Source organism: Streptomyces sp. RGM 3693, assembly GCF_050471125.1.
GTDB lineage: Bacteria > Actinomycetota > Actinomycetes > Streptomycetales > Streptomycetaceae > Streptomyces.
In genome coordinates, this window is record NZ_JBMPPQ010000001.1 from 1,856,498 (window position 1) to 1,871,070 (window position 14,573).

Consider the following 14,573-nt stretch of genomic DNA (forward strand, 5'->3'; position numbering starts at 1 on the left):
CGCTCCACAAGCCCTGTTCAGGACCTGTGTGTTGTCCTCATTCCAGGCTCGGCCACGGAGTCGGGATAACTGTTCCCCGGTAGCGGTAACGCGTGGTGGTCACCTTCGCCGGGTTGAACAGCTGTCGTTCCTCCGAGGCCGGCCACCATCCGACGTCGCAGTAGCGGTGCCTGAGGTCCTTCCAGGTGGCTCGGCGGTGCTTTCGGCGTAACCAGCTCCCAACCTGACGCCACGTGTAGAAGCTCAGGTAGGAGAAGGTCGCGCTGGACACGCCGGGCCGGAAGTAGACGCACCAGCCCTTGAGCGCCGGATTGAGCTGACGCAGCAGGGCATCGAGCGGCTGGCTCGTATCCGTCGTCCGGCACATCGTCCTGACCTTGCCCGTCATGGCCTTGACGGCGTTGCCCGACGGATAGGTGTAGATGAAGTGCCGGTTGCTGCCCCGCTTCCGGTGGCGCTGGATGCGCCAGCCGAGAAAGTCGAGGCCCTTGTCGATGTGGGTGATCAGGGTCTTCTCCGGTGACAGGCGCAGGCCCATCCCGGACAGGACTTCTGCGATCTCTTCCCGGAGGGCTTCGGCGTCGTCGTTCGTGCCCGACACCATCAAGCACCAGTCGTCCGCGTAGCGGACGAGCCGGTAGTTGGGCAGGCGGTGGCGACGGCGCTTGGCTCTCTCCGTCTGGCTTGAGGCGGGTCCGCCGGGTCCTTGAGCGATGTGCTCGTCCAGGACCGTCAGGGCTACGTTGCTCAGCAGCGGCGAAAGGATCGAACCCTGCGGGGTTCCGGCGCGGTTGTCTCGCAGCATGCGGTTCTCGCTGAGGATGCCTGCTTTGAGGAACGCCTTCCCCAGTGCCAGGACGCGCTTGTCTCCGATTCGTTCCCGCACCCGGTCCATCAGGGCCGTGTGCGAGATCTCGTCGAAGCATGCCGTGATGTCGCCCTCGACGACCCACTTGTAGGAGCGGGACGCGAAGTAGCGCACCTCAGCCACGGCGTCGTGAGCACGACGATTCGGGCGGAACCCGTAGGAACACGGGTAGAAATCCGCTTCGAAGATCGGCTCCAGCACCAGCTTCAAAGAAGCCTGCACCACTCGGTCGGCAATGGTGGAGATCCCCAGGCGGCGCAATTTGCCGCCCGCCTTCGGGATCATCCGTTCCCGCACCGGCAGCGGGCAGAAACTGCGGCCCTTGACCTGCGACCGCAGCCCGTCGAGGAAGTCCACGACGCCCTGCCCGGCCTCGATGGAACGGGCCGTGCGCCCGTCCACTCCGGCCGTGCGTGCTCCCTTGTTGCCCCGCACCCGATCCCACGCCACCAGAAGGAACGCAGGATCGGCAACGAGGTTGAACAGATCATCGAACCTGCGATGAGGGTCATCACGGGCCCAACAGTGCAGCTTGGTCTGGATCTTCAGTACCCTGCGCTCCGCTCCGAACAGAACGGAGTCAAGTTCGTCGGTATTCACCGGCGACAGCCTCCTGACTTTCCAGTACGTCCACTGCTGACTTGCTGGTCTCCTTCGCCGTGTACGCGCCTCTCGCGCGCTCGGACTACTACGAGACCTCCGCCCCGCCCAACGGCCATCAGTTGGCAACGGACCTGCCCGCCTCCGAACTGGCTGTCCGGCGGGAAGGGCAACCGCAGGCGGTTCCCACGTTCACCACAGAATCGATCAAGGAGGGAGGTGCCCACCTCTACCCCGACAGCCTCGCCATGCCTACGCCGCAGGCTTTCGACATGGCCTCCCCACCGGACCTAAAAACCGGCTTCGGAGTTGAACGCCACCCCGACGAGTGACAGTTCACGCGCTGCAACCCGGCCCATATCCGTCAGGTTTGAGCCGAGCGGGACACTTACGGGGCGTCAGACAGCGGTTCCTCTCGTACACCTTCTCCTCGCTGCTTGCCGGACCCGGACCGTCTGACAGTGCCGACCCGTCCCGTACGTTGTCGGGGCTGCTTCCCGCCGCCACCTGCGTTCCCACGTGGCGACTGCCCCCAGCTTCACCGAGCGGCTGCGACCACCCGGCGGTGGAGTCCTTTCACCTCCACTCGATTCCGTAGCGCCTCGTGGCGCACTTCAAGTTGTCCCAGATGAGGACGATGGGTCCGCCGAGCTGCCGGTGGGCGGCGATGAGAAGGTCTCGGTACTCGGTCCAGGCGAAGCTCTTGCGGCCTCCGGTCTTGTGATCGGCATGTCGCTTGGGCCGGTAGACGAGGCGGGAGCGTTCACCGGGTTTGTAGCAGCAAAGGGCGGCGATGGAGAAGCGGCGCTGGGAGCGTCCGCGGACCCGGATGACCGGTGTGCTGCCGCGTTTGCTCCAGGTCCGTGAGGTCGGCGGCGTCATCGAGAATCCGGCTTCATCCTCGAAGACGATCCAGGCCCCGAGCGCCGCCGCGGTGGTTCCACGTGCGGCCACACGTCCTTCACCCAGCCAGCCACCGCCGCCTCGTCGCGCTCGACAGCACGACGGGCCGGAACCTGATGACTCCAGCCATGCCGCCGCAGCATCTGGGAAACACCCGACAGCGTCATGGACTTGTGGAACCGTCGGCCGATCAGAGTCCTGATCCTGGCCAACGTCCATCTCTGATCCGGCCAGCCATGCGCGACCGGGCCTTTGGCCAGCTCCTCCTCGAGCGCGGCGAACAGCGCATCACTCAGCTTCGGCCGGGACGCCGGGCCGCGGGAACGAACCCCGTTTTGACCGGCAGCCCTCCAGGCTTGCCGCCACCGCTGGGCCGACCGGACGCTGACCCGTAACTCCTTCGCGACATCGGAACTGCCCCGCCCCTCGGCGAACATCGCGACTGCTTCCATCCGGACCCGCTCGCGAAACGCTTGCCTCTCCGCGCTCAGACCCCCACCCTGCGGATACCTCATACACCCGGCATACCGCGACGATCACCGATCGTCAGCCCCTACGACAACCCGTCTTCAAGGTCAGTAATTGCAGTCCGCCGTCGCGGACCTTGTCGGCGGCGAGCTCGGCCAGTTCGTCCATCAGCTTCGGGCTCAGCCCGTGAGCGGCCGCCGCTTGGCGGCTCGCCGCCGTTGTCTTCGATGCCACACCGGCACCGTCAACGCCGTAGCCCAGCAGTGCAACCGACACGCCGTCAGCTTCCTCGATCAGGTGACCGTTCCCGTGTCCATCAGGGGTCCTTTCTGAGCAAGTGCCCACCTGATTCATGACACTCCCGACCACATGCATGACTCTGTTGGTCAATTCGTCTGGGCTCGGGGACCGCTGATGTGCGAGGTCGACTTGCCCGGTTCTTGACGTTCTGTTGGTGAGGCTGCGGGCACGGGAGGCGTTGACAAACCAGATACTCAGGAATGAGGAGTTGCGGGCGGTGGCCCGGCTGACCGAGGCGCTTGGGCCCCGTTGCCGCGTTGTGGGCCGTTAGCCTGTCGGTATGTCAGAGCGTGTCATGCCCGGTCGCACGGACCAGCTGATCACCCTCGGTGTCGCGGACGCTTTGTGGGTCGATTTGACGGCCGACAGCGCTGTGCCGACGGCTTCTGGGGCATTCACCTGCTCTCCTGCCCGTGCCCGGGTGGGGTACGTCCTGCTCGGTGGCCATGTGGTGGCGACGGTGAGGGTGAGCGGCGGTCAGTGGAGTGTTCCGGAGGGTGAGGTGCGCCGGGCGGCTGCGGAACTGAACGCGGTGGGGATGGATCGGCGGGACCTGGTCCGCATCGGTCCGTTTCGTGGGGCGTCGAGGCAGGAGTGCAACGAGGAAGCGCCGCTGCGTTGGCGCCAGCGCATCACGGGGGAACTGCAGGAGCTGGGCGGCCCCGAGCGGGCAGCACGAGGTGAAGTCGGCCGGCCGTACCATCTGGCGGGGATCGACTGGCGTCAGATACTCGTGGAGCAGACTCGCGACGGGACGCAGCGGACGTGGTGGCTGCCGCGCGCTGTGGTCAGGCTGCTGGACGCGGCCGAGCACGCCGAAACGCGGTGGGTGCAAGCCGCGCGGACCTGCCAGGCAAGCGCAGCTGTCACCGAGCCGCCCTCCCACCCCCGGCAGGCCCCAGACGCCGGCGGTCGGCAGACGACGAGCCCCGAGCACCCCACCGCCTCACTGCGCCCGTACAACGGAGAGCTGGAAGGCCAGCTGTACTCGGTGCTCGGCAGGAAGCCCGGTATCTCCCACAGGGTGGCCGGATGGGCGTGTGCCGTCTGCCGCGCTGCGCCCGCCGCAGTCCTCGACCACTGCCACGAACACGGCTACGTCCGTGCCCCCGTATGCCAGTCCTGCAACACACAGGAACGCCCCGACCACCTGTACAGCAACGACATCCGCGTGGCGAACCGCTACACACGCCTCTTCCACACCGACACTGACGACTGGCTCCGCCACTGGCACCGCTGCCCCGGCTGCCGGGCACGCACCACCTTGCCCCTGCCGCACCTCGCTGCATGGACCGCCCACATAGCCTGCCGATCGCTGCGCCCGACCCACCGCGCCCCGCGCGGGCGCAAGCCCTGCGGTGTCCTGCGCGTGTCCTGGACGGGCAGTCAGAACGCGCCCCGTTCCTGCCTGCTCACTGTCTCAGTCGATTTCTGCCCCTCCGGCGAGCACCGTGTCCTGGCACAAGTCCCCTACCGCGAAGCCGCCGAGCGGTTTCGTGTCTGGTTGGCCGAGACGGCCCCTGCCGTGGCCGCTGCGGCCGGTCCTGACCGCCTGGACGGCCTCCCTGCCCAGTTCCGGCCAGTCATCGCGGACACCAGCGGCGAGGGCCTAGCACTGTTCTGAGCGAGCACCGGGAGACCTGACACCCCCACGTCACCTCGCAGCTGCTGGCCCCCGACACGGTCGCCCCGCACGCCCCAGCGAAATGTGCAGCAGAGTCATGCATGCGTCCAAAGGCCGCTCCAGTGTGTGCCAGACCGCCACGGCAACGGCCGCCACTCTCGGGATCACCACCGTCCTTGCGGTGTTCGTGAAAGTCGCCGATCCGCTCCCCGCACGGCATGTAGGGCTCATCGACCACACTGTGCTGGACCAAGCCGTCGAACACCGCCGCCCGGCCTGGACCGTGGCCAAGGAGACTGCCAGCACCGCCGCCGAGGTTCCAGTCATGGCTGCGGCCGCACTCCTCTCCCTGGCCTTCGCCTGACGGACCCGCAGCTGGCGACCGCGTGTCACGCCACGGGCGTTCACTCGGACGAGCGATGTACCACGTACCCGCAGAGTGGTAACTCCCGGAAAGGAGGGGGAAGCGGGGCTTGACCCTGGACCGTGGACACCGGTTGTCATGCGGCGGTGGTCAGCGTAACTGATCGTTGTTCGAAGGCGATCGGACTGATCTGACCGATGCTGGAGTGCCTTCTCCTGGTGTTGTAACGGGTGACCCACCGGAACACCGCGAGCCGGGCTTCACTCGCTCCTGACCAGCGTTTCTTGCCCTGAAGCGTCTCGCGTTTCATGGTCGCGTTGAACGATTCAGCGGCGGCGTTGTCCGCGCTCGTGCCCACCGCACCGCGCGACCTGATCACACCGAGGTCCATGCAGACCTGGGCGAACTCCTTCGAGGCGTACTGAGTTCCGTTGTCGCTGTGGAAGATCGCTCCGCTCAGGCCGCCGGCACCCCGGGCCGCGGCCGCGGCCTTGAGCGCGTCGATGACCAGCCCGGTGCGCATGTGATCGGCGATCGACCAGCCCACCAGCCGCTTCGACCACAAGTCCAACACCGTGGCCAAATACAGGAATTGGCCATTACCGATGGGGAGATAGGTTATGTCCCCCACGTACTTCGTGTTCGGTTCGGCCGCGGTGAAGTCGCGTCGCAGCAAGTCCGGCACCGGCGTCGCCGACGGCTCGGGGATCGTGGTGCGGACCTTCTTGCGCAGGTGGAAGCCGACGATGCCCCAGGCACGCATGACGCGGGCTACGCGCTTGTGATTGACGTGCACTCCCGCCTCACTCAGCTCGGCGGTGACACGCGGGGCCCCGTAGGTGCCGTCAGACTCGGTGTGAATCTCGGCGATCCGCTCCGCCAGAGCGGCATCCGCCCGGGCCCGCTTGGCCCGCGCGTCCGCGCCGGCGAGCCACCGGTAGAACCCGGAACGGGAGAGGTTCAGCATCCGGCACAGCCGCTTGACGCCGAAGGCATCACGGTGATCGTCAACGAACTGGAAGCGGCTCACCAGCTGGTCTCGGCCGCAAAATACTTCGCGGCCCTCCGCAGTATCTCCCGCTCGAGCTCGAGCTCCTTCACCCGCGCCCGCAGCTGCCGGTTCTCCTTCTCCATCGCGCTGGCCTCGCCCGCCCCGAGCCGGGCGGCCTGCTCTGCATCCCGCACCCACGTGCGGAGCGTCTCGTGGTTGACACCCATGTCCTTGGCCACCGACGCGTACGTCCCACCGGGACTCGCCCGGTACAGCGCGACAGCATCGGCCCGAAACTCAGGCGAGTACTTCGACGTCCCCAACGGAAACTCCTGTCCTATGGATCTTCACGATCCAATGATCAGGGTGTCCACGATCAAGGGCTTACGACTTGGGGAGCGATAGGAGTGGCCTGGTGTGTGGGCCCGGGTCCTGGAGGTCGGCTACACCGCGGGGGCGTCGGAGGTAGACCGGCCCGGACTCTCCAGCAAGGCGGACAGGTATTCGGGGCGCTCTTCGACCACGAGGTGCCCAGCTTCAGGGACCACACCCAGCTCGGCGCCGAGTGTGCCGCGCACTGCCGGGCGGAGCCGCCGCGGAGGGAGGAAGACGTCGTGCTCTCCGGTGACGACGAGACGGGGAATTGACCGCGCGGGCAGGATGGCAGCGCCGGGTGCCCCGCTGGAGCGCGCGTGCTGGGCGACCAGCGTCATCCAGTCCACCAATTCCTCGCGGGGTGGGTGGCCAGGCGCGAGCATGGCGCGCAGGAGCCGGGCGCTGTGCGTCGGTGCGGGCCGCAGGAACCAGGCGGCCGAGGCGACCAGCACAGTGGGGGTCAACCTCAGCCTGGTCAGTCCACCGGGCGAAACCAGGACGAGCCGGTCGATCCGGGGAGAGTCGCTGGACAGAGCAATGGCGGCGCCGAAAGAGTGGCCCATCACCGCTACCGGCTCGGAGGAGATCTTCTCGATCACCTCGCTCAGCCACGCCCCATACCAGGCCAACTGGCCGCCGGACAGACCGCGTTCGCCGGAACTGAGACCGGGCTGGCCCGGGACGTCCACCAGCAGGACCCGGTAGCCGGTGGCGACCAGGGCCGTGGCCAGCGGCAGGGACGCGGCGGCGTTGAAGTTGGTGCCCGGGACGAACACGACCGTTGCCGCGCCGGAGCCGGCGAGGACCACGTGGGTCTGTGCGCCCTTGGCGGTCACCGTCTTGTGTTTATGAGGCACCGGCCATGCGGCGAGCCGGTCGAGGCACCAGCGTCGGATGAGCTCTTCGCCCGTCGCACTGCGGTAGATCGAGTCCACTGGTCGAGTATCGCGCCTCGTCCCAGGCCGTGACGTGAGAAGGACCGCACGGGTTGGGTGAGTTGTGACGCTTACCTGGGCCCGTGCGGCCTGTTCCTATCCTGCCCTGTCCGGCATCTCTCGTGCACACTTCGGCGAGTTGCTCGAAGAGCTCGCCCCGAAGTGGCAAGCCAGCCGTGAGTCGGCCCTGCGCGAGCGACGCGGCGGAGACCGGCGGCGGGCGGCCGGAGCTGGCCCCAAGCAGCGTCTGGTGTTCACCGACCGTCTCCTGGCCACGCTGGTCCACCTGCGACTGGGCATGCCGCACGCGGCACTGGCCCAGCTGTACGGGGTGGACCGCTCCACCGTCTCCGGGGCGATCCGCGAAGTCCGTCGGCTGCTGGCCGCTCGCGGATTCGCCGTCCCCGACCGTCCAGGACTGCGGCTGCACACGCTGGAGGACCTGTTCGCCTACGCCGACGCCGAGGGCGTGGATGTGCGGATCGATGGCACTGAGGTGCAGGTCCGCCGCCCGCGCGCGGGGCGCCCCGGCCGCAAGGCGTTCGTGTCCGGCAAGAAGAAGCAGAACACCATCAAGACCACCACCTTCAGCGACGGCCAGGGCCGCACGCTGTTCAGCGGCATCGTGCGGCCGGGCCGGATGCACGACCAGACCGCCACCCGCACCGAGGGCATCGCCGAGCAGTTCCGCCAGTACCCGGATGTGAAAGCCGAGGTCGACGAGGGCTACCGCGGCCTGGCCAACGAGTTCCCCGACCAGGTCAGCGCCCCGCCGAAGAAGCCGAAGGATGACGCCCCGCTGGGCGAGCAGTACGCCTGGCGCGAGCAGCGTCGCCGCCAGTCCTCGGCACGGATCCGCGTCGAGCACGCCAACGCCGAACTCAAGCAGTGGCGGCCCTTGCAGCGGTTCACCAGCCGCCGTGAGACCTACGCCGAGATCCATCTCGCGATCGCCGGACTGGTCTCGGACCGCTCCGCCCGCAGGACCACCCGCCGCAAGACCAGCACCGAACTGGCGCTCGCCCAGTAGACCGCCTACTGATCAACCACCAGCCGAACCGCCAGGCGAGCATGCCCCGACCTCAATCGCTCCCAAGGTCGTTAGCCTCGCACGTCGCGATCTCCCACGCGTCGCTATGAGTGGAGGGCGAACGTCGTGAGCACCGCGGCGTGGTCCGAGGGCCAGTCGTTCCCGGCCACGTCGGGGAAGAGCGCGTTGGACCCGTTGACGTAGGCCGTAGCGTCGCGCACATCGAGGCGGCTACCGGAGTACAGCACGAAGTCGATACGGTCCTGCGGTTCGGGGCGACCACTGCCGTCCTCGTGTGCGTCGTGGACCGGGGACCAGGTGAAACCGGGCTCGCGCAGCGGGTCGGGGTGCGCGACCCGGTAGGAGTCCCGCAGGCCCGCGTCCTCGGCAGCCTTGGTGACGGGCCAGTCGACAGGGCCGTAGCCCCCGTGCAGCGGTGCAGTGGCCCGGGTCCAGTCCAGGTGAGAGGGTGCGTTGAAGTCGCCGACGAGCAGTACGGGCGTGGTGTCGCGGTCGGTGAGCTGACCGGCCATGGCCGCGAGGATGTCCTGCATTTGGCCGAGCCGTCCGGAGCTCACTTCGTGCTCGACGAGATCGGCCACCGGCAGTTGCTCGAAGCAGGCGTCGTACGGGCCGTACGGCGTGTAGTTGAGGTGCGCGGTCCACAGCACCACGTCCTGCGGTGCGTTGGCGCGGGAGTCGAGCCGGACCGTGACGCCGGTGCCGCCGTAGAAGTCGGGGTCCGGGCTGCCGTGCCGGGCGACGATCGGGTAGCGGCTGAGGATGCCGAGGTTTTCGCCAGCCTGGTGATAATCCCAGCCGAGGGCCTCGGCCAGCTCCCTGGTGGAGGGGAGGGGGGCACCTTCGACAGAAGGCTGGGCGTGGGTCTCCTGGAGGCCGACGAGGTCCACGTCGGCCTCCAGCAGCACCCGTAGCTGTTTGTCGCGGTGGTCGCGCACCTTGGTGCCGCCGAACCACAGGTTCCAGCTCATTACCTTCAGCTCCCGTACCAGGGGCTCGTTGGCGCCGACCACCGGGATGCGGACGGTGACCTGCGCCCGGCCGCCCTCGCCGTCCGCCGCCGTGACGGTGACCTGCGTGGTCCCCGCGGTGGTGGGCGTACCGCGGAGGGTGCCGTCGGCAGACACCTCCACCCACTGCACACCGTCGTCCGCGGCGAAGGTCACGGGGGCCGACCCGGAGGCGCCCCTGAGCAGTCCGGCGACGCTCGCCCGGAAGGGCTCGCCGACGCGGGCGTTGCGGGTGGTGAGGGAGGCGGTGAGGAAGCACGGCCCCGCGGCCGAGTCCGTGACGAGGGACCGCAGCAGCGGCAGGTCCGCCTGCTTGAGGCTGTCCAGTATGGTCCGCCCGGGGGCGGGTGGGACCGGGGCCGCGGACGGCACGGCCAGCACCTGGCAGCCCGCGGCCTCGGCCGAGGCGACGCCGGTCGGGGTGTCCTCGACCGCGACGCAGGCGGAGGGCCGTACTCCGAGCGCGTAGGCCGCGGCGAGATACGGGTCGGGAGCCGGCTTGCTGTGCTCGGTGTCGTCGGCGGTGACGGTGACGGTGAAGTGCCCGATGCCCAGGGTGCGCAGCACGATGTCGGCCACGGACCGGGGCGAGGCGGTGACCAGGGCCGTCGGGACGCCGGCGCGGCTGAGCTCGTCGAGGAGTCGCACGGCGCCGGGCCGCGGCTCGACGCCGCGCGCCACCCGGGCGGCGAACTCCCGCTGCAGGGCGTCCGCGAGCTGCTGCTCGCAGACATCGGTGCCGAGGACACCTCGCAGATGGGCCGCCGTGTGCCGCACCGGGCGGCCGAGCACGTCAGGCAGGTCCGCTTCGGTGAGTTCGTGGCCCTGTTCCCGGGCCACATGGGCGACGGACAGCCACCACACCTCCTCGGTATCGACAAGGGTGCCGTCCATGTCGAAGAGGACGGCCTGCAGCGGATGGTGGGGGGTGTCGAGGGACACGGGTTCTCTTTCGTTCTCTTCCGACGGCGGCGCGACGCGCTGACGTACGAGTGGGGGGAGGTGCGGATCGGTCGGCGTGCGGTTCCGGGGCTCAGGCTGTACGGGCGGCCACGAGCACCGGTCGGTCGGGCAGGGACACGGTCAGCCGCGCGCCCGGGGCGAGCGCGGCGGCGTCGTGGCCGGGCAGATCGGCCTTGATGTCGGTGCCGTCGGGCAGTTGGACGGTCAGCCGGGTGACGGCGCCTAGGAAGGCGGCGGCGGTGACACGCGCCGTGCCCTCGGGGTCCGCGGCCACCCGGACCGCTTCGGGCCGGATCAGGACATCGACCTCGGGCCCCTCGGGGGCCTCACCCTCCACCGGCAGTCGCCTGTCCAGCGCCTCGACCGCCGTACGGCCGTCCACGAGACGGCCGGCGAGGCGGTTCATGGTGCCGACGAACTCGGCGACGAAGGCGGTGGCCGGGCGGCCGTACAGCTCGGCGGGTGCGGCGCACTGCTCCAGCCGGCCCGCACGCATCACCGCGACACGGTCCGCCATGGACAGCGCCTCCTCCTGATCGTGGGTGACAAAGAGGGTGGTGATACCCAGCTCCTGCTGCAGCCGCCGGATCTCGTCGCGGAGGGTGAGCCGTACCTTGGCGTCCAGCGCGGACAACGGCTCGTCCAGCAGCAGCACCCGGGGACGCAGCGCCAAGGCGCGGGCGAGGGCGATGCGTTGCTGCTGGCCGCCGGAGAGCTGGTGCGGGTAGCGGTCGCCCTTGTCCGGCAGTCCCACCAGCTCCAGCAGTTCGGCGGCGCGGGCGCGCCGCTGGTCCGGGCGGACCTTCCGCATCCGCAGTCCGAAGGCCACGTTGTCCACGGCGTTCAGATGCGGGAAGAGGCTGTACGACTGGAAGACCATTCCGGCGTCCCGGCGGTGTGCGGGGACGCCGGTGACGTCCTCGCCGTCCACCAGGATCTGGCCGGCGTCGGGGTGCTCGAACCCGGCGAGCATCCGCAGAGCGGTGGTCTTGCCGCAGCCCGACGGGCCGAGTAGGGCGAGCAGTTCACCGGGGCGTACGGACAGGTCGAGTCCGTCGAGCGCGACGGTGGTGCCGAAGGTGCGGCGCAGGTCGCGGAGTTCAACGGTGGCGGCGCTCCCGGAGGCGCCGGGGGCGCTGTGCGGCACGGCGGTCCGTGCGGTGGTGGCGGCGTTGGTCATGCCGGGTCACTCCTGGGTGGTCGTACGGGAGGGGGAGCGTCGTCCGCCGAGGGCTGCCAGGGCCACGAGCAGCGCCCAGGTGATGAGCAGGCTGAGGACGGAGACGGCGACGGACAGTTGGGCCTGGGAGCCGCTGACGTTCACGATCCACACGGCGAACGGCTGGAAGCCGAGCAGCCGGGCGACGGTGAACTCGCCCAGGACCAGCGCGAGGGTGAGGAATGCCGCGTTCAGCAGCGCCCGGCGCAGATTGGGCAGCACCGCGCGGACCAGGGCCTGCGGCCAGCCCGCACCGCAGCTGCGGGCGGCTTCCACGAGGGTGCGGACATCGACCGCGCGTAGCCCGGCGTCCAGCGCCCGGTACACGAACGGCAGTGCCATCACCGTGTAGGCGAGGACGAGCACGAGGGGGAACGACGGATTCTGCAGCACCACGAAGGTCTGGTAGAGCGGCGTGGTCGCAAGGTGCTCCGGGCCCCAGCGCAGGACGGTGACCAGCCCCGCCACGAAGGCGATCGGCGGTACCACCAGCGGCAGCGAGCAGACCATCTCCACCACCGGGCGCAGCCGGGGCGCGCCCAGCCGCAGCGCGACCATGGCGGGCACCATCAGCAGCAGCACGACCGCGATGGTGACGGCGGCCAGTTCCAGGGAGAGCAGCAGGCTGGGGGCGAATCCCTGGGCGGTGACGATCTGCCGGTACGCGTCCAGGTTCACTCCGCGGCCCGGCACGTCGACGGTGAAGATCACCGAGGCGGCCAGCGGGACGAGGAAGTAGACGGCGGCGAGGGCGAACACCGCGCCGCGCCACAGCCGCGGGCGGGACCCGCGCCGGGCGGTGGCCGGGGCGAGGATCAGGCGAGCCATCGCGTGCTCCGTCGTTGCAGGGGCAGGTATACGGCCATCACCAGCCCGGCGATCACGACCATGTCGAGACTGAGCGCCAGGGCCACGTTCTCCTGGCCGACCAGGACGTTGCCGGAGATGGCGTCGGCGATCTGCAGGGTGACCAGGGGCACCGAGCTGCCGACCATGGCGGCGGCGGTGGCGTAGGCGGCGAAGGAGCTGCCGAAGAGCAGCACCAGCCCGCCGAGGAGCGACGGAGTGAGCACCGGCAGGGCCACGTACCGCCAGAACTGCACGGTGGTGGCGCCGTTGTTCTGCGCGGCCTCACGCCACTGGGTGCGCAGCCCGTCGAGGGCGGGGGTGATGGTGAGCACCATCATCGGAACGAGGAAGTACAGATAGGTGAGGACGAGGCCCCAGAAGCTGTAGAGGTTCCAGCCCGCTCCGGCCAGGTCCAAGTGCCGGGTGAGGACACCGGAGTTGCCGAGGGTGGCGACGAAGGCGAAGGCGAGCGGGATACCGCCGAAGTTGGCGAGCACTCCGGAGGCGGTGAGGACGGCTTCGCGCAGCGCGGTGAAGCGGGATGTCACCACGGCCTGGGCGAGCGGCAGTCCGAGCACCGCGGCGAGTACCGCGGAGACGGCGGACAGCTTGACGCTGCCGAGCAGCGACGTCAGATAGGCGCCATCCAGGGAGGCGGTGAGGTTGGCGGTGGTGTACGAGGAGGCTCCGGTGGCCGGGTCCTTGGCGGTGAAAGCACCGGTGAGCATGGCGAGGGCGGGAACCCCGAAGCTGAGCGCGGCGAACGCCAGCAGCGGGACCACCGCGAGCCAGCCCATCGAGCGGCGCCGCCCCGGGACGGTGACCGTCCCGGGGGCAGAGGCACGGGCAGTGGCGGTCATGGACGGCGTCACCCGGAGACGGCCTTGCCCCAGCCCTGGCCCAGCAGCTGCTTGGCCTTGGACTGCTGGGCCTCGGACGGGAAGGTGGGAGTGCCGGAGACCTTGGGCAGCTTGGCCGCGGCCGCCTTGTCGAGGCTGCCGTCCTTCTCCATCGCGGCCATCAGCGCGGGGCGGGCGTACCCCTTGAGCCAGAGGTTCTGGCCCTCGGCGCTGTAGAGGTACTCCTGCCACAGCCGGGCCGCGGCCGGGTGCGGGGCGTCCTTGTTCACGGCCTGCGAGTAGTACTGGGAGAACTTGCCGTCCTTGGGGACCGCGACCTTCCAGTCCACGCCCTTGCCCTTGAACTCGTCGGCGTAGCCCGCGTTGAGGTAGTCCCAGTCGATGCTGATGGGCGTCTCGCCCTTCTCGACCGTGGCCGGGGTGGACTCGACCGGGGTGTAGTTGCCGTTCTTCTTGAGCTTGGCGAAGAAGTCAAGGCCGGGCTGGATGTTGTCGAAGGAGCCGCCGTTGGCCAGGGACGCCGCGAACACGCCGCCGAAGGCCGAGCCGGACTTGGTGGGGTTGCCGTTCAGTGCAACCTGCCCCTTGTACTGGGGGTCGAGCAGTTCGGCGAAGGTCTCGGGGCACTTCGCGACGCGCTTGGCGTCGCAGCCGATGGATGTGTAGCCGCCGTAGTCGTTGTACCAGCGGGCCTGGGCGTCCTTCTGCCCCTTGGGGATGGCGTCGTACGAGGCGACCTTGTACGGCGCGAGCAGGCCCTGCTGGGCGGCGCTGAGCGCGAAGGAGCTGCCGAGGTCGAGCACGTCCGGGGCGCGGTCCTGGCCCTTGCGGGAGGTGACGGCGTTGATCTCGTCCTGGCTGCTGCCGGCCGGGTTGTCGACCTTGACCTGGATCCCGTACTTCTTGGTGAACCCGTCGATCAGGGCACCGTAGTTGGCCCAGTCGCGCGGCACGGCTATCGCGTTGAGGGTGCCCTCCTTCTTGGCCGCGTTGACCAGGGCGTCCATACCGCCGAAATCCTTCGCCGAGGTGGCGGAGGCGGCCTTCGCACCACCGGCCCCGGACTGGGCGGTGGGGGCAGCGCCGCAGGCGCTGAGAGTGAGTACGGCAGCCGCCAGGCTGCCCGCGAGGACAGTCGTCCTCGGAAGGGACACGTTCACGATCTCTCCGTCGACTTGTTTGGACAAGCTGGC

General features: G+C 69.2%; 13 protein-coding genes and 1 pseudogene. 4 read left to right on the forward strand and 10 right to left on the reverse strand.

Annotation, left to right across the window (positions count from 1 at the left end; translation table 11 throughout):
* Positions 1-37: 37 nt before the first annotated feature.
* A complete protein-coding gene (ltrA, locus tag ACO0M4_RS07885; protein WP_430369029.1) occupies positions 38-1,468 on the reverse strand; it encodes a group II intron reverse transcriptase/maturase in 1,431 nt (476 codons plus the stop codon).
* A gap of 41 nt (positions 1,469-1,509) precedes the next feature.
* Here ltrA and ACO0M4_RS07890 point away from each other — a divergent pair, with 41 nt between their 5' ends.
* Entirely contained in the window at positions 1,510-1,800 is a 291-nt protein-coding gene (locus ACO0M4_RS07890; RefSeq protein WP_430369030.1) for a hypothetical protein, read from the forward strand.
* A 283-nt stretch (positions 1,801-2,083) separates the two neighbouring features.
* Here the strand turns inward: ACO0M4_RS07890 and ACO0M4_RS07895 are convergent.
* Positions 2,084-2,886: pseudogene (locus tag ACO0M4_RS07895) on the reverse strand (winged helix-turn-helix domain-containing protein); the annotation flags it as partial.
* A 31-nt stretch (positions 2,887-2,917) separates the two neighbouring features.
* Complete coding sequence (locus tag ACO0M4_RS07900) at positions 2,918-3,115, reverse strand: hypothetical protein (protein ID WP_430369031.1); 198 nt, start codon at positions 3,113-3,115, stop codon at positions 2,918-2,920.
* 304 nt (positions 3,116-3,419) lie between these two features.
* On the opposite strand from ACO0M4_RS07900, the gene ACO0M4_RS07905 reads away from it, so the two are divergent.
* Both ACO0M4_RS07905 and ACO0M4_RS07910 read left to right on the forward strand, forming a co-directional pair.
* Entirely contained in the window at positions 3,420-4,763 is a 1,344-nt protein-coding gene (locus ACO0M4_RS07905; RefSeq protein ID WP_430369032.1) for an endonuclease domain-containing protein, read from the forward strand.
* Positions 4,764-4,944: 181 nt separating this feature from the next.
* Positions 4,945-5,127 (forward strand): hypothetical protein, encoded by a 183-nt coding sequence (locus ACO0M4_RS07910; protein WP_430369033.1) that lies wholly within the window; start codon positions 4,945-4,947, stop codon positions 5,125-5,127.
* 136 nt (positions 5,128-5,263) lie between these two features.
* Here the strand turns inward: ACO0M4_RS07910 and ACO0M4_RS07915 are convergent.
* A protein-coding gene (locus ACO0M4_RS07915; protein WP_430369034.1) for an IS3 family transposase occupies positions 5,264-6,441 on the reverse strand; the annotation gives its coding sequence in 2 pieces (ribosomal slippage) (positions 5,264-6,174 and positions 6,174-6,441; 1,179 coding nt in all).
* A 120-nt stretch (positions 6,442-6,561) separates the two neighbouring features.
* The gene (locus tag ACO0M4_RS07920) at positions 6,562-7,428 is read right to left on the reverse strand and encodes an alpha/beta fold hydrolase (RefSeq protein ID WP_430369035.1); all 867 of its coding nucleotides are present in this window, start codon (positions 7,426-7,428) and stop codon (positions 6,562-6,564) included.
* A gap of 64 nt (positions 7,429-7,492) precedes the next feature.
* Between ACO0M4_RS07920 and ACO0M4_RS07925 the strand changes: the two genes are divergently transcribed.
* Complete coding sequence (locus ACO0M4_RS07925) at positions 7,493-8,458, forward strand: transposase family protein (protein ID WP_430369036.1); 966 nt, start codon at positions 7,493-7,495, stop codon at positions 8,456-8,458.
* A 104-nt stretch (positions 8,459-8,562) separates the two neighbouring features.
* Here the strand turns inward: ACO0M4_RS07925 and ACO0M4_RS07930 are convergent, their stop codons facing one another.
* The 5 genes from ACO0M4_RS07930 to ACO0M4_RS07950 all read right to left on the reverse strand — a co-directional run bounded on the left by ACO0M4_RS07930 (position 8,563) and on the right by ACO0M4_RS07950 (position 14,540).
* A complete protein-coding gene (locus ACO0M4_RS07930) occupies positions 8,563-10,431 on the reverse strand; it encodes an HAD-IA family hydrolase (RefSeq protein WP_430369037.1) in 1,869 nt (622 codons plus the stop codon).
* 91 nt (positions 10,432-10,522) lie between these two features.
* Entirely contained in the window at positions 10,523-11,632 is a 1,110-nt protein-coding gene (locus ACO0M4_RS07935) for an ABC transporter ATP-binding protein (RefSeq protein ID WP_430369038.1), read from the reverse strand.
* Positions 11,633-11,638: 6 nt separating this feature from the next.
* Positions 11,639-12,499, reverse strand: coding sequence for an ABC transporter permease (locus tag ACO0M4_RS07940; protein WP_430369039.1), 861 nt, complete (start codon positions 12,497-12,499; stop codon positions 11,639-11,641).
* Positions 12,487-13,380, reverse strand: coding sequence for an ABC transporter permease (locus ACO0M4_RS07945; protein ID WP_430369040.1), 894 nt, complete (start codon positions 13,378-13,380; stop codon positions 12,487-12,489). The genes ACO0M4_RS07940 and ACO0M4_RS07945 overlap by 13 nt, the downstream gene beginning before the upstream one ends.
* Positions 13,381-13,388: 8 nt before the next feature.
* A complete protein-coding gene (locus ACO0M4_RS07950) occupies positions 13,389-14,540 on the reverse strand; it encodes an ABC transporter substrate-binding protein (protein WP_430369041.1) in 1,152 nt (383 codons plus the stop codon).
* Positions 14,541-14,573 lie beyond the last annotated feature (33 nt).